Origin of the sequence: Streptomyces sp. NPDC087844, from assembly GCF_044742785.1 — a bacterium.
GTDB lineage: Bacteria > Actinomycetota > Actinomycetes > Streptomycetales > Streptomycetaceae > Streptomyces.
The window spans coordinates 58451-77161 of sequence record NZ_JBIUVD010000020.1 but is presented as its reverse complement, the minus strand read 5'-3'; the positions used below and the strand labels follow the sequence as shown (position 1 = coordinate 77161).

General features: G+C 71.8%; 17 protein-coding genes. 8 read left to right on the top strand and 9 right to left on the bottom strand.

Annotated features, from left to right (window positions below; genetic code table 11):
* Nucleotides 1-98 precede the first annotated feature (98 nt).
* Nucleotides 99-812, top strand: coding sequence for a DUF4097 family beta strand repeat-containing protein (locus tag ACIOKD_RS31340; RefSeq protein ID WP_402090672.1), 714 nt, complete (start codon nt 99-101; stop codon nt 810-812).
* A gap of 65 nt (nt 813-877) precedes the next feature.
* A complete protein-coding gene (locus ACIOKD_RS31335) occupies nt 878-2389 on the top strand; it encodes a hypothetical protein (RefSeq protein WP_402090863.1) in 1512 nt (503 codons plus the stop codon).
* 287 nt (nt 2390-2676) lie between these two features.
* On the opposite strand, the gene ACIOKD_RS31330 is transcribed toward ACIOKD_RS31335, so the two are convergent.
* A complete protein-coding gene (locus ACIOKD_RS31330; protein WP_402090671.1) occupies nt 2677-3021 on the bottom strand; it encodes a hypothetical protein in 345 nt (114 codons plus the stop codon).
* Nucleotides 3022-3131: 110 nt separating this feature from the next.
* On the opposite strand from ACIOKD_RS31330, the gene ACIOKD_RS31325 reads away from it, so the two are divergent.
* The gene (locus tag ACIOKD_RS31325) at nt 3132-3359 is read left to right on the top strand and encodes a DUF2277 domain-containing protein (RefSeq protein WP_402090669.1); all 228 of its coding nucleotides are present in this window, start codon (nt 3132-3134) and stop codon (nt 3357-3359) included.
* 19 nt (nt 3360-3378) lie between these two features.
* Here ACIOKD_RS31325 and ACIOKD_RS31320 read toward each other — a convergent pair whose 3' ends face one another.
* From ACIOKD_RS31320 to ACIOKD_RS31300, 5 genes are all read right to left on the bottom strand, one after another.
* Nucleotides 3379-4083 carry a DedA family protein gene (locus ACIOKD_RS31320; RefSeq protein ID WP_402090667.1) on the bottom strand — a complete coding sequence of 235 codons (705 nt, stop codon included), beginning with the start codon at nt 4081-4083 and terminating at the stop codon, nt 3379-3381.
* 452 nt (nt 4084-4535) lie between these two features.
* Entirely contained in the window at nt 4536-4988 is a 453-nt protein-coding gene (locus ACIOKD_RS31315) for a DoxX family protein (RefSeq protein WP_402090665.1), read from the bottom strand.
* Between the two features lie 73 nt (nt 4989-5061).
* Complete coding sequence (locus ACIOKD_RS31310; RefSeq protein WP_402090861.1) at nt 5062-7092, bottom strand: FAD/NAD(P)-binding protein; 2031 nt, start codon at nt 7090-7092, stop codon at nt 5062-5064.
* Nucleotides 7093-7399: 307 nt separating this feature from the next.
* On the bottom strand, nt 7400-9073 hold the full coding sequence (locus tag ACIOKD_RS31305; RefSeq protein ID WP_402090663.1) for an alkaline phosphatase D family protein: 1674 nt from the start codon (nt 9071-9073) through the stop codon (nt 7400-7402).
* Nucleotides 9074-9185: 112 nt separating this feature from the next.
* Complete coding sequence (locus tag ACIOKD_RS31300; protein ID WP_402090661.1) at nt 9186-9830, bottom strand: HNH endonuclease family protein; 645 nt, start codon at nt 9828-9830, stop codon at nt 9186-9188.
* 509 nt (nt 9831-10339) lie between these two features.
* Here ACIOKD_RS31300 and ACIOKD_RS31295 point away from each other — a divergent pair.
* Nucleotides 10340-11041 (top strand): HAD family hydrolase, encoded by a 702-nt coding sequence (locus tag ACIOKD_RS31295; protein WP_402090659.1) that lies wholly within the window; start codon nt 10340-10342, stop codon nt 11039-11041.
* A gap of 208 nt (nt 11042-11249) precedes the next feature.
* On the opposite strand, the gene ACIOKD_RS31290 is transcribed toward ACIOKD_RS31295, so the two are convergent.
* Nucleotides 11250-12143: a peptidoglycan-binding protein gene (locus tag ACIOKD_RS31290; RefSeq protein WP_402090657.1), complete on the bottom strand. Its 894-nt coding sequence runs from the start codon at nt 12141-12143 to the stop codon at nt 11250-11252.
* Between the two features lie 269 nt (nt 12144-12412).
* Between ACIOKD_RS31290 and ACIOKD_RS31285 the strand changes: the two genes are divergently transcribed.
* From ACIOKD_RS31285 to ACIOKD_RS31275, 3 genes are all read left to right on the top strand, one after another.
* Nucleotides 12413-14593, top strand: a complete 2181-nt coding sequence (locus ACIOKD_RS31285; RefSeq protein WP_402090655.1) for a DHA2 family efflux MFS transporter permease subunit — start codon at nt 12413-12415, stop codon at nt 14591-14593.
* A gap of 124 nt (nt 14594-14717) precedes the next feature.
* Entirely contained in the window at nt 14718-15410 is a 693-nt protein-coding gene (locus tag ACIOKD_RS31280; protein ID WP_402090653.1) for a hypothetical protein, read from the top strand.
* Between the two features lie 5 nt (nt 15411-15415).
* Nucleotides 15416-16171: a hypothetical protein gene (locus tag ACIOKD_RS31275; RefSeq protein ID WP_402090651.1), complete on the top strand. Its 756-nt coding sequence runs from the start codon at nt 15416-15418 to the stop codon at nt 16169-16171.
* 635 nt (nt 16172-16806) lie between these two features.
* On the opposite strand, the gene ACIOKD_RS31270 is transcribed toward ACIOKD_RS31275, so the two are convergent.
* Nucleotides 16807-17211, bottom strand: coding sequence for a DUF1992 domain-containing protein (locus ACIOKD_RS31270; RefSeq protein WP_402090649.1), 405 nt, complete (start codon nt 17209-17211; stop codon nt 16807-16809).
* Between the two features lie 266 nt (nt 17212-17477).
* Between ACIOKD_RS31270 and ACIOKD_RS31265 the strand changes: the two genes are divergently transcribed.
* Nucleotides 17478-17882, top strand: coding sequence for a hypothetical protein (locus ACIOKD_RS31265; protein WP_402090647.1), 405 nt, complete (start codon nt 17478-17480; stop codon nt 17880-17882).
* Nucleotides 17883-17951: 69 nt separating this feature from the next.
* Here ACIOKD_RS31265 and ACIOKD_RS31260 read toward each other — a convergent pair whose 3' ends face one another.
* Nucleotides 17952-18623 carry an O-methyltransferase gene (locus ACIOKD_RS31260; protein WP_402090645.1) on the bottom strand — a complete coding sequence of 224 codons (672 nt, stop codon included), beginning with the start codon at nt 18621-18623 and terminating at the stop codon, nt 17952-17954.
* Nucleotides 18624-18711 lie beyond the last annotated feature (88 nt).

The following is an 18711-nucleotide window of genomic DNA, read 5'->3' as shown; positions in this document are numbered from 1 at the left end:
GTCAGCCTTCTTCGAGTACGAGTACGAGTGCGAGTGCGGGCAGGGGTGTGCGTAGGCGTCGACGGAGCCTGGCCGTCGTCGGCGTGGGGGTGGTCGCCGTGGGGCTACTTGCCTCGGGGTGTGGGAACAGCGCGGATGAGGACACGGATCCCGAGACGCGGTCGTTCGCGATCGAGGGCCGGACCCTCACCGTCGACTCCGACGACTCGGCGCTGGAACTGGTCGTGGGGGACGTGGACGAGGTCCAGGTCACCCGGTGGTTCAAGGCCAGTGTCGCGCTCGGGAGCGACCCCGAGATCACCTGGAGCATGAAGAAGGACGACACCCTCAAGCTCCGGGTGCACTGCTCCGGGGTGGTCGCCGACTGCTCGGCCAAGCACCGGATCGTGGTGCCCCGCGGAGTCGCCCTCACGGTGAAGGACCAGGACGGGAGTGTGCGGGCCACCGGGTTCGAGGAAGCCCTCGACATACGGGCCGCGGACGGGTCCGTGCGGGTCGAGGATGTGTCCGGGCGCCTGACGCTGCGTACCGAGGACGGGTCTGTGCATGCCTCCGGTATCGACTCCCGGCGTGTGGAGGTGAACACCCAGGACGGCTCCACCCGTCTCGAATTCGCCTCCGTCCCGGACCGGGTCTCGGCGCGTGGGCAGGACGGTTCGCTGACCATCGGGCTGCCGCACGCCAAGTACCGGGTCACGACCGGCGCCCAGGACGGGTCCGTGGACGTGTCGGTGCCGCGTGACAGGAGCAGCTCCCATGTGGTGTCCGCCCACACCCAGGACGGGAAAGTCACGGTGCGTACCGCGAACTAACCGGCCCGTGTGTTCGTCCTTACCTGGTGGGAGAATGGAGCGGGGCCACCACCGGGGCAGGACGGATTTCAGCGCGGGAGAGGGAAGTGACGGCGACACCGGCGACACCTTCACAGCCGTACACGCCGTCTGTGCCGTGCGCACAGCAAGTACCTCGGGTCCGTGCAGTACCTCGGTCCCGTGAAGTGCCTCGGTTCCGTGCCGGGTTCGGGTCCACGAGGGCGAGCGGGGCGGCCGGGACGCGTCGGGGGAGCAGCGCCGGGCGTGATCTGTTGGGGCTTGTTCTGCTGCCGCTTCCGCTGGTCGCGCTCGTACTGCCCGCCGCCTTCGCCGGCGGGGGCACCCGGCGGTGGTTCGGTGGGCGTTCCGAGAGCCAGCGAGCCGAGGCGCAGGCCGCCAAGGACGCCGCGGCGGCCGCGTTCTACGAACTCGACACGGCGCAGCGTGATCTGCGGATCTCGATCGAGACCATCACCGCCGTCGACGACACTCCGCCCGCCCGGCGCGCGGTCGCCGACTTCGAGGCGCTCGGCCGGCGCATCGACGAGGTCAGCCATACGTACATCGACGCCGTGGACGCCCACGATCTCGACCGGGACGACCTGGAAGCCTCTGTCGCCGCCCATGCGCGTACGGAGCTGACCAGGGCGAAGGACGAGCTGGGCCGGGTCAAGCAGGAGCTGGATCGTTTCGAACAGGGGCTTGGGCCGCTCCTCGGCAAGGCCGAGACGCAGCTCGCCCGGCTCGCACCCGCCGTCGAGCGGGCGCGGCAGTCCCTGCTCGCCGCGTCGAACGCCCTGGACGCGGTGCGGGGCAGCGGCCTCAAGGCCGACGACCTGGCCGCCCGTCTCGCCGCGCTCGCCCCCGAGCTGACCAAGCTCAACCAGGGCGCCGGGCAGCACGGCGTGCCGGAGACGCTGGAGCGGGCCGACCGGGTCGCCCGGGACGCCGGCGCCGTGCGCGCGGAAGCCGAGCGGCTGCCGGAGCGGGCCACCGAGATCGACCGCCGTCTCGTGTCGCTGCGTACGCGCGCGCAGGCGCTCACCACGCGGTCCGGGCAGGTGAATCCGGTGCTCAGCGAGTTGCGGCGGCGGTTCGTGGCCGAGTGCTGGCAGGACCTCCAGCATGTGCCGGACCAGTCGGCGGAGGCCGTCCGGCAGGCCGAGGTGAGGCTGGCGGAGGCGCGGACCGCTCGCGAGGAGCAGCGCTGGGCCGACGCGACGGCCCTGCTGTCCACCGTGCGCGCCCTGCTGAACACGACCGATGAGGCGGTGTCCGCGGCCGGGGACCGGCTGCGGCGGCTGAACGAGGTGTCGAAGGACCCGCAGCGGGAGATCGAGCGGACGCGGTTCGCGATCCGGGACGCGCAGCGGCTCGCCATGGCCGGACGCAACACGCCCGATCCTCGGCAGGCGCGTCCGCTCGACGACTCGGTGGCTCGGCTGGAGCGGGCGATCGGGTCGTTGGAGGGGCGGCATCCGGATTACTGGCACTTCCTTACCGAGCTGGAGGCCGTGCGGGCGACTGTCGCCGAGGTGGTCTCGCAGATTCGGGAGGAGCGGGGGGCCGGCGCCTGAGCGACCGGTTCCGTTCTGTTCTGTTCCGTGCGGGCCGGTCGGGGCGCCCTGACCGGGGTGCGGTTCCGCTCGGGCGAGGGGGCGGGCGGGGTGCTTCGTGTGCGGGTTCGGTGAGGGCTCGTTGCGCAGTTCCCCGCGCCCCTGGGAGTGGGGCCGCGCCCCTACTTCCGGGTCGGACGGGCTGGGGTGGGTTATGCCCCGACCCTCGGGCCGGACGGGCTCGGGGTGGGGTGTGCTACGGCTTCCGGCCGGACGGCGGATGGGGAGGATCAGCTGAAGCAGCTCGGCTACGACGGGCCCCGGTCCTCCGTTTCTCGTGTGTGCTTGACGCTCATTCGGGCGGCCACCTTCTCCGTGGGCGCTACCTCCGACCAGAAGCGGTGGCAGGTCACGAAGACCGCCAGTTCCCTTTCGCGCTGCCGGAGCTTTTCCACCTCAGCCTGTTCGTCGGGGGTCCAGCCCGGGGAGGCGGGGCGTTCCACCTTGCGCCAGCCGTGGTCGTCGCTGAAGCCGTCCAGGGGCTCGACCGACCAGGGGAGCCGCTTCAGCAGGGCCAGAAGTTCGGCCCGGACCTGATGCAGCTCCTCCTGACCGGCCAGGAGGTCGCTTGGGAAGTCGTAGGTCGCAGCCACCCGGCAATGGTACGTCTGTTCGATTTTGCGATGCGAGTTCTTTGGGGGACTTCGCAGGGGGACTTCACTCGAACGCTCGCGATGTCAGTGCCGCGCGCGAGACTGGACGCATGTGCCGCAGCATCAAGACTCTCCGACCGCCCGTCCTGCCCGAAGAGGCCACGGAGGAGGACATCCGCGCCGCCGCTCTTCGGTACGTCCGCAAGATCTCGGGCTTCCGCGCCCCGGCCGCCCACAACCGCGAGGTCTTCGAACGCGCCGTCGACGCGGTCGCGGAGGCCACGGCCGAGTTGCTGGCCGGGTTGGAGGTGCGAGGCCAGGCCGCCCGCACGTCGTAGCGGCGGCTCTGCCCCGGTCTCAGGCGCTCGGGCCCGTCTCCGGTAGGGGCGCGGGTACGGGCGCGGGTAGGGGCGCGGATACGAGTGCGGGTACGAGTGCGGATACCGGCGCCGGTGACGGGCGTCGCATCAGATACGCCGCCCCCGCGCCCGCCCCGAAGAGCGCGACCAGCGAGATGCCCGAGGCGAACCACGTCGCGCCCAGCCACTGGCCGCCGAAGTAGCCGAGGGCGACGCTGTACGCGGCCCACGCGAGGCCCGCGAGGATCGACCAGGGCAGGAACTCGCGTACGCGCCGGTGTGCGGCCCCCGCGCCCAGGGAGACCAGCGAGCGTCCCGCGGGGGCGAAGCGGGCGAGCACGACCAGCGTGCCGCCGCCGCGGGCGAGAGCCGCGCCGAGACGTTCCTGCGCCCCTCTCAGGCGTCGGGAGCGGGCGATGGCACGGTCGAGCCGTTCACCGCCTCGCCAGGCCAGCCGGTACGCCACCAGGTCGCCGAGGACCGACGCGGTCGCGGCGCAGAGAATCAGCGAGAGGATGTCCGGCACGTGCCGCACCGCCGCTCCGGTGCCCGCCGCGGCAGCCGTCGCCGCCGTGATGACCAGTACGCCGCTCGGCAGCACCGGCAGAAAGACGTCGAACAGGACCGACAGCGCCACTACGGCATAGATCCATTGGCTGTAGATCCAAGGGGTGCCGGACAGCGACCCCACACTCTCAAGCACCGAAACTCCCCTGTGTCTCCCCCGTAGGCCCGAACCGTGCCGTGTGCCGCGGTGTGTCGCGGGGGAGCGGCAGGAGCGGCCTGTGACAGCCATACAGCGTACGCCTCGGGTGCGACAGGAGATCCACAGGGGGCTCGTGTGTTCGCCACACCATGTTCACCCGGCTGCCACACCCCTGGGGCGGGCCGCCCGGACGTCCCGTACCAACGGAAAGGGCGGGGCACGCGTACGGGGTCCATGTGCACCGGGATCCGTGCGGCGCCGGTCCGGCCGCGGCGGGGGCGGGGCGCGTGCGCGTCGCGACTGGAACTTCCGGCGCGGTGAGGCCGGCTCCGTCGTGCTGCACGCCGAGCCGGGCGGCACGGGCGCCCGGCCGGCGTGCTTCAACGTGCCCTTCGGGTGGGCCGGCTGAAGCCGTGCCGCTGTCGTCGCGAAGGGCACGGAGGCCCGCGTCAGGCCGCGACGGGCTCCGAGGGACGGTTCTCCCCGCTCGCCGTGGACGAACGGCCGGGGATCAGCCGGTCCAGGCCGAACGCGCCCGAGCCGGTGAAGACGAGCAGGAGCATCGACCAGCAGTACATGGCCGCGCCCTCACCGCTGTTCTCGATCGGCCACAGCGCCTCGGGCTGGTGGACCTTGAAGTACGCGTAGGCCATCGCGCCCGAGGCGATGAACGCGGCGATACGGGTGCCGAGGCCGAGCAGGACCAGAGTGCCGCCGACGAGTTCGATGACGGCCGCGTACCAGTTGGGCCAGGCGCCGGTCCCGACGGTGGCGCCCTTGCCGTCCAGGCCGCCGAGAACACCGAGCAGCGCGACGGCGCCGTGGCAGGCGAAGAGCAGGCCGACGACGATGCGGAACAGGCCGACGGCGTATGGCTGGGCGCTGTTGAGGCGTCCGGTCATGTGGGGTGACTCCTTCGGTGTCGGTACGGTCCGTGCAGGACGTAACCGAGTGAGTGCTCTACGTTAGGTCTGCCTATTCAATGCTTGCAAGTTCAACTTTGGGCCATGGTTTTTCCGTCGATACGGGTGTCGATACGGGGTCCGCGTTCGCCCTCGCGTCCCGTCCGACCTCGGCGGCAGCCGTTCGCAGCACGGCCCGCGCCACCGCGTCGGCGTCCGACAACGTGACCGAGTCCACCCCCGGACGGGCCCCGGCGGCGGTCACCCAGTGCACCCCCTCCGTGGGCACGCCGATCGCGAACCGGCGCCTGTGCGGGCGCCCTTGACGGTCGATCAGGTGATAGGGGCGCTGTGTGACGTCCAGCCCTCCGGTCTCGTAACCGTCCACGGTGTGCGGGCGGCACTGGCCCGTCTTCAGCAACCGGGCGAGCAGCGCGTCGGCGGTGCGCCGCAGGTCCGGCTCGGGCAGCCGGGCCTCGACGAGCGTGGTCGCCGACACGGCCGAACCGGGCACGTCGGGGGAGTGCGCCACCCACGCCCCGTCCTCGGCCCGCACCTCAAGGCGCGGGCCGATCACCTCCAGCACGCCCGCCTCGATGAGCGCCGCCATCTCCTCGATGCGGCGCCGGGGCGGGCCGATGGACAGGAACGCGTTGAGCGGGGTGTACCAGCGGTCCAGGTGCTCCCGGCGCGAGGGACCCGCGAGGCCGCCGTGGTCGACGATCTGCCGCAACTCGTTGCGCAGGTCGCGCAGCACGTCGAGAGCCGCCTTGAGCGGGCCGTCGACATTGCCGAGCGCGGCCTGTTCGGCGTCCTCGCGCAGATGGGCCAGCAGCCAGCCCCGGAAGTCGCGGGGGCCGGTGAAGACCCGTCCGCCGTGGGGGCGTGAGACGCGGTCCCAGGACCAGTGGTCGGCTTCGGGGATCCCGAACTCCGCGAGCACCTCGGCCTCTTGGGGGTCCCGGTGCGGCACGGCGAGGAAACGCTCACGGAAGTCGCGTACCGCCGGAGCGCCCGGAGCGCCCGGAGCGCCCGGAGCGCCCGGAGCGCCCGGAGCACCCGGGGTATCGGCGGCGACGCGGGTCAACAGGGTCTCGTAGTAGACCGTTTCGACCTCCTTGGCCACCAACGGCCATATCTCCGTCAGGAAGTCGGGGGCTTCGCCCGAGTCCGCGCGCTTGCGGAAGGCGGCGACGGCCTCCGGGGTGAGCACGAGCGGGAGGTGACGGCCGTACGGGCCCTTCGCGTTGTCGCCGCGCGCCTGGTACGGGATGCCGCGCCGGGAGCCGGCCGCCAGACGGGGCTCGCGGCCCGAGGGGAGGTAGCGCGTACCGGCCGGGGTGCGCACGAAACGGCCGCCGCGGCCCGTCGTCAACAGGGCCATGTGGTCGAAGAAGTTGAGGCCCAGGCCGCGCAGCAGGACGGTCTCGCCGGGGGCGACGCGGGAGAGGTCGAGGTCCGCCGGGTTGGCGGGCGGGACATGACGCAGTCCGTGCCGCTCGGCGTGCGCGGACAGCCGCTCCTGCGCCTGGTCCGCCACGGCGGGCAGATGGCCCTGGGCGAGGACCACGGCCGCCAGGTCCGTCAGGGCACGGCCGTTGTCGAGTACGAGGGTCTGCAGGCCGTCGGCCGTGCCGTCGAGGCGGGTCGCGCGCGCCCGGTGCGTCTCGATCCGCAGCGCGGGCGGCGCCCCGCGGACCACCTCGCCGAAGACCCACTCCAGGTACTGGCCGTACTGGGCGCGGGTCGGGTAGTCGTCCGGCCCCAGCCGTCCGACCGCTTGCCCGCTCGCCCAGGCGTGCAGTCCGGGGCCGGGGCGTATCGGGCCCGAGCAGTCCACGCTGTCGTCGGTGAAGAGGGTGACCTGCGAGGCCACGGTGTTCATCAGCAGCTCGGCCGGCTGGGCGGTGCGCCAGACGAGGCCCGGGCCCGGCGGTGACGGATCGACGACGTGGACCGTCAGACGCGTGCCGGGCGTGAGGAGTTCGGGTGCGGAGGCGCAGAGGCGTTCCAGCACGCTGGTGCCGCGCGGTCCGGCGCCGACCACCGCCACGGAGACGTGATCTCTCGGTTCCGTGGACCCGGTGGTCCTCGTCGGTTCCATCGGTTCCGTCGGCTCCGCGGTCGCTGCAGACAAGGGTGTGACTCCCGGACAGATGGGGCATACGCGGCTCACCGCCCCGGTGGAAGCGGACGGTCCGCATCATCATGCCGTCGCACACCACGGGAACCGACCCCTGAAGCGGATCAACGGTACTGGTTGTGGCATGCCTCACGGGACCAAGCACCAACATCACGGGCAACACGCGCAATAGGCGTACGAGGCCAGGTGCGGCGCCCCGTAGGGGGGCGGGGAATTACGCGCACAGCCCCACCGGCCGGCACACGCACAACCACCCCCGGCGGAGCGCTCAGCTGAGGACGGACTCCATGATCGTCCGCAACCGCGCCCCGCCACCCCGCTCCGCACGCGCGTGATCGAGCCGCAGCCGAGCCGAGCGCCCGCTCAGAGTCAGCGTCATCAGCTGGTTGCCGAACCAGGGCCCGCCGGTCTTCCGCCAGTCCACCGGCGGGGCCGTGACCCTGCCGTGCCGGGCGAACCGCCGGCCGAGCGCCCGGCCCACCCCGCTCCAGCCGAAGCGGAAGCCGACCTTGATGTACGGCGGGATGGAGTTGTGGACGGGGGAGCAGGTCAGCTGGACCACGCGGGCGTCGGGGCCCCGCAGACCCTCCCGCCAGACCGGCTCGGCGATGTACGCGTGGTGTACGTCCCCGGACAGCACGCAGACCGTCGCGGGCGCCTGGGGCCCCGAACCCGCCTCGGCGATCAGCCCGGCCAGCTTGTCGAAGGACGACGGGAACGCGGCCCAGTGCTCCAGGTCGGCCGCCCGCCGCAGATTCTCCCCGCGCCGCGCCCAGCGCTCACCCCGTTCGCCCCGGCACATCGCGGCGTTCCACGCCTCCGCGTCGTGTACGAGGTGGGGGAGCAGCCAGGGCAGGGAGGTGCCGATGAGCAGGTGGTCGTAGGCGCCGGTGCCCCCGGGTGCCTGCTCGTCCAGTACGTGACCGTCCCGTATCTGTTCGCGCAGCCACTCCCACTCCGCCGTGTCGAGCATCGAGCGGTTCTGCTCGTCGAGGACGCGGGCGGCGCGGCTGTCGACCATCACGAGACGGGTGCGGCCGAAGTCGCGGCGGTAGCTCCAGCGGACCGAGGCCGGGTCGGTGTCGGCCCGGGCGGCGAAGGCGCGCAGGGCGTCCGTGCCGTCGGGCGTGGCGCGGACCTCCTCGTACAGGGGGTCCTCGGCGAGGCGGTCGGGGGAGAGGTTGCCGAGGTGCTGGTGGACCCAGTACGACATCAGGCCGCTGAGCACGCGCTCACGCCACCAGGGGGTGTCCCGCATGTCGGAGACCCAGGCCTCGCTGGTGTTCCAGTCGTCGATGACGTCGTGGTCGTCGAAGATCATGCAGCTGGGCACGGTGGAGAGCAGCCAGCGGACCTCGGGGTCGAGCCACGATTCGTAGTAGAGGTGGGTGTACTCCTCGTAGTCCGCGACCTCGGCGCCGGGCGGCTGGTCCAGGCCGCGGCGGGCCTGCAACCAGTGCTGGGTGGCCTTGGAGACCTCGTCCGCGTACACCTGGTCGCCCAGCAGCAGGAGGACGTCCGGGCGCTCGCCCTGCGGGTCGGCGGCGATCCGGGCCGCGAGGGTGTCCAGGGCGTCCGGACCGACCGGGTCCTTCTCGCCCTCGGGCGGTGATGCCCAGCGACAGGAGCCGAAGGCGACGCGCACGGTCTCGTGGTCGTCCACGGGGGCGTGGATGGCCGAGGGCGGGAAGGGGGAGTCGGGGAGGGGCCAGACCCGCTCCCCGTCGAACAGCACCTCGTACGAGGTGGTCGTCCCCGGTGCCAGTCCGGTGACCGGGATCAGGGCGTAGTGGTGGCCCGACACCTGGAAGGTACGGGACTCACCGCCCGCGCCGTCCGCACAGCGCACCTCGGCGGTGGCCGGACGGCTCGCCTCGACCCAGACGGTCGCGGACGAGCCGTCGACGTACCTCAGCAATGGACCCAGGCGCAGGCTCGCCACGTGATCACCCTCCTCCGTCGCCCCGTACGGTACGGAACGACGGAGGCCGGTGGGGAGATTCCGGCGAGAGAGCACGTGAGATCCGGGCCCGGGGCCCGGTCGGCCGCCGTGCTCAGCAGCCGCTGAGGACCGAGGTGAGCTTGCTCTTCTCCGCGGAGTCGACGGAGAGGTCGTAGTAGTACTTCACCTGGACCCAGGCGCGGACGTAGGTGCAGGCGTAGGCCGTGCGGGAGGGCATCCACTCGGCCGGGTCCTGGTCGCTCTTCGACTGGTTCACGTTGTCCGTGACGGCGATGAGCTGCGGGCGGGTCAGGTCGTTGGCGAAGGCCTGGCGCTGTGCGGTGGTCCAGCTGTCGGCGCCGGAGTCCCAGGCCTCGGCCAGCGGGATGAGGTGGTCGATGTCGAGGTCGGAGGCGGCGGTCCAGGTGGCGCCGTCGTAGACGGAGTACCAGGAGCCGCTGGTGGCCGCGCAGGCGGAGCTGGTCACGACGTTCGTGCCGTCACGCTTCAGCACGGTCTCGCGGGTGTTGCAGGTGCCGCTGATGGTGATCCAGTGCGGGAAGAGGTCGCGGTCGTACCCGGTGCGGTCCTCGGTCGCCACGGTGAGCGAGGCGAGGTAGGTGCGGGCGGTGGCGGCGCTGACCGGGGTGGGCAGCGCGGCGGAGGCGGCCGGGCCGTTGAAAAGCCCGACCATGGCTATCAGACCGGCGAAGGCGGCCACTAGACTCAGCCGTCGACGCGCGTAGACTTTCGGCATGCGAACTCCCTACGGGTGGGGGGAAGTTGACCTGCGAGCGACTGAATGCTCGCGGGGGCCGGTTTCCGGGAGATGTGCGTCAGGTGAGAAGTTAGTGACGCGTTCATGACACGACAAGGCCTCGGGCGGGATTCGGCGGGATTCGGTGGGGTCCGCGGGGATCCGGCGAGGTTCAGCGTGATCCGATGGCGCTCTATGGGGTCCGATGGTGCTGTGGAGTCCGGGGATCTATGGAGTCCGGTGGCCATCTATGGGGTCAGGTGGCGCTCTATGGGGTCCGATGGGGTTTCGGGGTGGCTTGTCCGCGTTGTTCGGGACTTGCGTGGGGTGGGCGCGGGGCGGGGTGGAGTGAGTGTGCGGGGTGGGTAGCGGGATCACCGTTTCGTTTTGTACCGTGGGTGAACAAAGTGGTCCCCGCTCGCACTCCCTGACCGGCGGGCGGGGCCACCTTGTCTCCCGGAGGCGTGCGGGGTCCCCCTCCGCGCCGTGATTCCACGCTGCTTTGGAGCATGCCGATGACGGCCTCGACCGTGCTGACCGCCCGCGCGCTGCTGCTGGACATGGACGGCACCCTCGTCAACTCGGACGCCGTCGTCGAGCGCGTCTGGCGCCGCTGGGCCGACCGGCACGGGCTCGACGGGGACGAGGTCATGAAGGTCGTCCACGGGCGGCAGGGGTACGCGTCGATGGCCGTGCTGCTGCCGAGCCGGCCCATGGAGCAGAACCACGCCGACAACGCGCGCATGCTCGCCGAGGAGACCGCCGACATGGACGGGGTCGTGGCGGTCGAGGGGGCGGGGGAGTTCCTGGCGTCCTTGCGGGCGCTCGGGGTGCCGCACGCGCTCGTCACGTCGGCGGATGTGGGGTTGTCCGCGGCGCGGATGGGGGCGGCGGGGCTCGCGCTGCCCGAACTGCGGATCACCGCGGAGTCCGTGGGGGCGAGCAAACCGGATCCCGAGGGGTTCTTGAAGGGGGCGGCGGAGCTGGGGGTCGCGCCTGAGGAGTGTGTGGTGTTCGAGGACTCGGGGGCGGGGATCTCGGCGGGGCGCTCCGCTGGGATGCGGGTGGTGGGGGTTGGGGCTCGGGCCGGTCTTCATCGGCCTGATGCGGTTGTTCGGGATCTTCGGGGGGTTCGGGTTGAGGGGTTGGAGGGTGGGGGTGTGCGGTTGCGGGTCGGTGGGGATCGGGTGCGCCGTTCCCCGCGCCCCTGAGGGTGGGGAGGCGCAAGGTTGCGCCGTTCCCCGCGCCCCTGAAACGCAAAGATTGCGTCGTTCCCCGCGCCCCTGAAACGCAAAGATTGCGCCGTTCCCCGCGCCCCTAAGCGCGCAAGATTGCGCCGTTCCCCGCGCCCCTGAAAGACGAAAGAGTGCGCCGTTCCCCGCGCCCCTGTTGGGGGTGGGGGTGGGGGTGGAGGTGGGGTCAGGGTTTTGTTGTTTCTGATTCCAGGCGGGAGCGGGTTTCTTCGGTGTAGACGCCCTGGTCGTCGTCTATGCCTCGGGTGAACTGGTAGTTGCGGACGGCGTTCTCGGTGCGGTTGTCGTAGTCGCCGTCCGCGTCGCCCACGTAGAGGGCCAACTGTTTGAGGCGGAGCTGTAGTTCGGTGACCTCGGGGCCCTCGTCGCCGCGGCGCAGCACCGCCGGGTCCGTCTTGTCCGTCGGGTCGGCGGACGACGGGGCGGTGCTGACCGAGTTCTCGGGCGACGGCGCACGTGTCGTCGCGGACGTCCTGGACGGAGTGGCCGAGGCGCTCGTCGATTCCGAGGCCGAGGGCGTGGGGCTCTCGTCGGCCGACGCGGACGACGAGGTGGATGCCGATGCCGACGGTGACTCGGAGGCCGACGGGGACGGCTCGTCCACCGCCGTGTCCGGCACGCTCGCGCGTATGTCGTCCGGGGCCGCGCCGTTGCGCGACGGCGACTCGTACGAGAACAGTCCGCTCGCGAACCCGGCTGCCGCGACCACGACGGCCGTGGCACCGGCACCCACGAGCATGAAACGACGCCGGCGACCCGTGTTCTCGGGGATGTCCGAGAGGTCTGCGGGGGCGTCGTAAGCGCCGTCGCCGTCGCCGTCGCCATCGCCATCGTCGGCGTGGGTGTCGGTGAAACCGTCGGACGGGGTGCGCTGGAGAGGGATCGAGATGGTTGCCCGGTCGTCGGGTCCCTGGCGGGCCTCCGGTGGCGGCGCCTGCGACCCGCCACTACCGGGGTCGGCGGTGGAGCCCTCCGCGTGCACTTCCAGGTCCACGTAGGGGCGTATGCGCAGCGGGTCGAAGTCCTCCGCGGCTGCCGTCTCGGCGGACCGGGTCTCCAAAAGTTCGTCCGCCGCTCTGCGGGCGCAGCCGCATGTCGGGGAACCCCCGGACTCCCTGGGTGCCCCGCATTCCGGGCATATATGACCGCTCCGGTCGCTCACGTCGTAGATCCTTCCCCATGCGAACTCCAGCGATTATGCAGACCCCCTCCACACAATCTCCCGGTTACCCCCGGAATCCCGAACTCCTGGCCGGATTCAACAGGCCATAACCGGTCACACCGACCAGGATGGAAGAGGAACGGGATTCTCGTGGCCGGGAGGTCTACATGGCCGAGGATGCGCACGGCAGGGGTGACAGGGGTGACAAGGGCGGCCGAAGCGGCAGGGGTGACAGGGGCGGCGGGGGTGACCGGGGCGTACCTGCGGTGCCTCCCGATGTTCTTCAGCCCCGTCGTCGAGGGGACCACGCGCGGGGCGCCGCCGCCGTTCCGGAGCACATGCGGGGCGGTGTCCTCGTCTCCATCGGAGCGCTGCTCCTGGGGCTGCTGCTCGCCGCGCTCGACCAGACCATCGTGTCGACCGCGCTGCCGACCATCGTCAGCGATCTCGGCGGACTCGACCATCTGTCGTGGGTCGTCACGGCGTATCTGCTGGCCTCCACGGCCGCCACCCCGCTCTGGGGCAAGCTCGGTGACCAGTACGGACGCAAGAAGCTGTTCCAGTTCGCCGTCGTGATCTTCCTGATCGGCTCGGCGCTGTGCGGCATGGCGCAGAACATGCCCCAGCTGATCGGCTTCCGCGCCCTCCAGGGCCTCGGCGGCGGCGGCCTCATCGTGCTGTCGATGGCGATCGTCGGCGACATCGTCCCGCCCCGGGAAAGGGGCAAGTACCAGGGGCTGTTCGGCGCGGTCTTCGGTGCGACCAGTGTCCTGGGGCCCCTGCTCGGCGGGCTGTTCACCGAGCACCTGAGCTGGCGCTGGGTGTTCTACATCAACCTTCCCGTCGGGGTCGTCGCGCTCGCCGTCATCGCCACCGTCCTGCACATCCCGGTCCGCTCCCGGCACCACACGATCGACTACCTCGGTACGTTCCTGATCGCGGCCGTCGCCACCTGCCTGGTCCTCGTCGCCTCCCTCGGCGGCAACACCTGGGGCTGGGGTTCGCCGCAGATCATCGGCCTCGCGGTCCTGGGCGTCGTACTCGCCGTGCTGTTCGTGGCCGTCGAGCGCCGCGCCGCCGAACCCGTGCTCCCGCTGAAACTGTTCGGGATCCGCACCTTCACCCTCGCCGCGGTCATCAGCTTCGTCGTCGGCTTCGCGATGTTCGGCGCCATGACGTACCTGCCGACGTTCCTCCAGGTCGTCCAGGGTGTCTCGCCCACCATGTCGGGCGTGCACATGCTGCCGATGGTGGCCGGACTGCTGGTCTCCTCGACGGTCTCCGGGCAGATCGTCAGCCGCACGGGCCGCTGGAAGGTGTTCCCCATCGCGGGCACCGCCGTCACGGCCCTGGGACTGCTGCTCCTCCACCGGCTCGACGTGGACAGCTCCACGGGCGAGATGAGTGTGTACTTCCTCGTCTTCGGCCTCGGGCTCGGTCTCGTCATGCAGGTCCTCGTCCTGATCGTGCAGAACGCCGTCTCGTACGAGGATCTGGGCGTCGCGACCTCGGGCGCCACCTTCTTCCGGTCCATCGGGGCCTCGTTCGGCGTGGCCATCTTCGGCTCGGTGTTCACGAGCCGGCTGAGCGGCGAACTCGCCGACGTGCTCCGCGGGCAGGAACTGCCGGCGGGCCTGGGTGCCGACGCGCTCAAATCCGACCCGAAGATCATCGGCGAACTGCCGGCCGCGCTCCGGCCACCCGTCGTCGAGGCGTACGCCGTCTCCATCACGGACGTCTTCCTGTACGCGGCCCCGGTCGCCGTCGTCGGATTCGTGCTCGCCTGGTTCCTGCGCGAGGACAGGCTGCGGGGCTCGGTGACGGCGCCCGACGCCACCCAGACGCTCGCCAGCAACCCCGTCGAGCGCTCCTCGTACGACGAGGTGTGCCGCGCCCTGTCCGTGCTGGGCACCAGGGAGGGGCGGCGGCACATCTACGAGAAGATCACCGCGCGCGCCGGGTACGACCTGCTGCCCGCCGCGAGTTGGCTGCTGCTGCGCATCAGGCGCTACGGCTGGGCCGAGCCCGCCGCCCTCGCCGATCACAGCGGGGTGCCCCTGCAGATCGTCATCGCGGCCGCACGCCAGGTGGAGGAGCGGCGTCTCGGCGTACGGGAGGGTCTCGACCTCGTTCTCACCGAGGAGGGGCGTGAGGTGGCCGAGAAGCTGGCCGCGGCCCGGGAGGAGTCCCTGGCCGAACTCCTCGGCGACTGGTGGGGCCCGGACCGGCCCACCGACCTCGCCCAGCTCGTGACGGAACTGAACTCCGAGCTGTGCGGCTCCGATGCCGAGCGGCCCTGCGTGGAGCCGGTGGTGAAACCGGCCGGGCGGACATGGCTCGGCAAGTGAGCTGACCCGGGGCCCACTTGGGGACCCTCATGACGTGGATCCGGCCACGGCCGTTTGGTAGCCGAAGTCCGGGCAACCTGAAGGAGGAAGCGGCCCGCTGGGCCCAGAACCCGGAAGGCAATCCATGTCCACAGGCGTGATCATCGTTCTGATCGTGATCGTGGTGGCCGTTGTCGCCGCCGTGATCGCTCGGCTCGTGATGGCTCGCGGGGCGGGCGGCGGGCAGAGCCTGAAGCGGCGCTTCGGGCCCGAGTACGACCGGGTACTCGCCCGGCACGACGGCGACTCCCAGGCCGCCGAGCGCGAGCTTGAGGAGCGCGTGCAGCGGCACGGGTCGCTCCGCGAGCAGCCGCTGGACGCCGCGGCGCGGGACCGTTACACGGTCCGCTGGACCGCGATCCAGGAGCAGTTCGTCGACTCGCCGCGCGACGCCGTCGTAGAGGCGGACCGGCTGCTCGGCGAGGTGGCGGGCGCGCGCGGCTTCCCGGCGGGCGACCGTTACGAGGAGCAGGTCTCCGCGCTCTCCGTGCACCACGCGCACCACGTGAACGGCTACCGCCGTGTCCACCTGGCCGCGCACCCGAACGGGGCCGGCGCCGACCGGGCCGGCACGGAGGAGCTGCGTGAGTCCCTGGTCGAGGCCCGCGCCCTCTTCGAGGCCCTGACCAGCTCCGCGCGCGACGACAGGGCGCAGCTGCGGAAGGCCGACAGGGACGGTGGCGAGGAAGCAGCCGAGACCACTCGAACCGACGACAGCTCCCGCGGCCGTTCGCACGCGCCGTGGGCGCTCAACAAGCGCCACGTGAAGGGGAGTTGAGACGCATGCCGGACAACACCGCGGCAGGTCCTTCCAAGGATCAGCGGAACGAGCGCGATGAGCGGGACGAGCGGGGCAATGTGACCAGGACGCCACGAACCGGCGGCGCGGCGCACGGCGGCGGGTCCGCGGCCGGGCGGCTCACGGGCAACGCGGGCACGGCGGGGCCCGAGGCCTCGACGCGGGCAAACTCCGCCGCGCGCGACGATGTGCTCGGCGGCCGGGACACGGCGGCCCAGGAGCGTGCGCGGGACGGCCAGGACACGGTGGTCGGCGGGCGGATTCCGGCCGCCGGTCCGCGTACGCCGGAGCAGGACCGCTCACCGGCGCGTGAGGGCGTTGCCGGGAAGGTCGCCGGCGGCACCGGCAAGGCGGCTCCGGGCGGCGGCCGGGGCGGCGCGTCCCGCGAGGGCGTCCGCGGTGCCGAGGCGAGGGTGAACGCCGGGACCGGGACCGGGACCGGGACCGGGGGCGGTGTGAGTACCGGCGGGCGGCTCATGCCGCACGACGAGGGCGACAAGTGGTCGCTGCGGCTGCAGCACGCGGTCGCCGGGTTCGTCGACGGGCCCCGAGGCTCGGTCGAGGAGGCGGACCAGGTGCTCCAGGAGGTCGCTGAACGGTTCACCGACGCCGTCACCCAGCGACGGCGCGCCCTGAGCACGTCCTGGCAGAACTCCGCCGACGACACGGCCGACACGGAGCAGTTGCGGCTTGCCCTGAAGGACTACCGCGAACTGACGGAACGGCTGCTGAAGATCTGAGCCCGGCCGGCCGGGTCCGCGTAACTGACGTGCGCGGCAAGTCGGTTGCGGTGGGTTTTATGAGTGAGGAGGCCCCGCCCGGGCGATGTGCCGGGGCGGGGCCTCGCTCGTGAGCGAACCCGTGCCATGGACCTGTCGCGTGGACCTGTGCCATGGACCTGTGTCACGGGTCCGGGGCCGGGGCCGGCCCAGGACCGGGGTCATGGACCCGTGCCCGTAATCCACGCCCGGCCGAGGAGGCGCCGACCGGTCGGGCATCCCGTAGCGGGCGCCGCGATGGCGCGCGACAGCCACGGGTGCCCACCTCGCCGCTACCCGCTGGCCGCTACCCGCCGACCGCTGGCCGCTGCCCGCCGACCGCTGGCGCGTCAGCGGGCGTGGTGGCGGCCGGGCGTCCCGCGAGGGCGGCGCGGGCTCGCGGCGGCGGTGTGCCTGCCTCGCCGGTGGCCGGGCCAGTCGGATCGGCGGTGGCGCGTCAGCGGGCGTGGTGACGGCGGCCGGGCGTCCCGCAGGGACGACGGGAGGGTGCGACGGCGGCGGTCGAGTGTCAGGCGGTGCGGTGGCGGCGGTCGGGTTCAGTGGGCGCCGCGATGGTGGCGGTCGAGCGTCGACCCGACCGGCGTGGCCGTCGGCCGTCAGGCCGCGTGGCGTTCGTGCCAGGCGCGGACGATCTCTTCCACGTCGTACGGCTTGAGGCCCAGCGGTGGGCCGGGTGGCGGCTTGAACATCATCTCGCGGATCTTCGCGTTGATCTCCGTGACGATCCGCCGCACCACCCGCTCCGACGGCGCGGTGGCGGCCTGTTCCAGCGCGTCCTCCGCCTCCTTGCGCAGCGCCAGCGTGGGAGGCAGTACGGACATGCCCTCGCGGGCCATCTTCTGCTTGATCCACCACAGTTCGTCGTACGACGTGTCGGGGCCGCTCGGCAACGGCTTGCCCGCACCGACGAGTTCGGTGAACTCGCCGCGTGCCTCCGCCTCGCGGATCTGTCGGTCGACCCAGGACTCGAAGCCGACCCCGGGAGGTTTGCGCTCGGTCATGCGTCCATTGTGCCGGAAACCGTGCCGGAAGCCGTTCCCGAGGCCGTTCCGGAGGTCGTTCCGGCAGGCCGCGCGGGGACCTGCGAGCGGTATGCGACCGTGCCGCACGGTATGGACTGTGCGGAGCGGTATGCGACTGTGCCGGACGTCGTACGTCCCGGCGCTCTATCATTCGGCGGCGATACGTCGCCGGGCGTCGAACACGTCCCGGCGCGGGACAGTCGGAACGTCGGAACGCGGGAACGCGCGGGAACGAAGGAGCGCACGTGCTCGAACTCACCATGGCCTCGGTGTCCGGGACGGACGCCGGCGCGACGGCCGGAATGCAGATGGCCGACGCGCCGAGCGAGCCGGGCGCCATGCTGCGGGTGGGGCGCGACCGGGGCGCCTGCCGCCTCGCGACGCCCGACGACTGGCTGTTCGTCTCGCGGGTCCACCTGGAGTTCCTGTGCGGGCCCGAGGGGACCTGGCAGGTGACCTGGCTGCGGGGCACGCACGACGACCCGTCGTCCGAGGTGCGCTTCTCGCTGGTGGGCGGAGGCGGCGGAGTCCAGCAGCCGCTGCCGTACGGCGGGACGGCGACGCTGCCCATGGGCGGTTCGGGCGAGCTGGTCATCCACGACCGCACGGGCCCGCGCAGCGTGAACGTGGGCTTCTACCACGAGGTCTGACGCCCTGGGGGTGCGGCGAAACCTTCGCCGGCGGGGCCTGTGGCAGTCGGCGCCCACGACAGGCGCCGCCTACGGCAGTACGCGCGCCAGCGCGAACCCGTCGTACCCCTTCACTCCCACCGTCTGGATCGCCGTGGCGGTCACCCTGGGGTGCGCGGCGAACAGGTCGAGCGCCTCGCGGGTGCCGCGCACGCTCGGGTCGTCGCTGGTGGCGTCGGTGACGGCGCCCCCGCGGACGACGTTGTCGAGGATGATCAGACTGCCCGGCCGGGTGAGCTTGAGGGCCCACTCCACATAGCGCGGGTTGTTCACCTTGTCCGCGTCGATGAAGACCACGTCGAAGGGCGCGGGATTCTCCCCGGCCAGTGTCCGCAGGCCGATCAGGGCCGGCCCCACCCGCACTTCGGTGATCTTGTCCAGACCGGCGCGGGCGAGGTTGTGCCGGGCCACCTCGGCGTGTTGTTCGCTGTACTCCAGGGTGATCAGCCGGCCGTCCTCGGGGAGAGCGCGGGCCAGCCAGATGGTGCTGTAGCCGCCGAGTGTGCCGATCTCCAGGATGCGGGTCGCGCCCTGGATCACGGCGAGGAGATGCAGCAGCTTGCCCTGGTTCGGGGCGACGTTGATCTGCGGAAGTCCGGCGGCGTCGCTGTCGCGCAGCGCCTCGGTCAGGGCGGCGTCCGGCGGGGCGAGGAGCCCGGTGAAGTAGTCGTCCACGTCGTGCCAGAGCTGCGGCTCGGTCATGCGGTAAGCCTTTCGTCTGCCTAGTTAGATGCGCTAACTAGTTCCGTAGCCGAATATAGCCGGTTATCGGCATGTCGGGTGGTTGTAT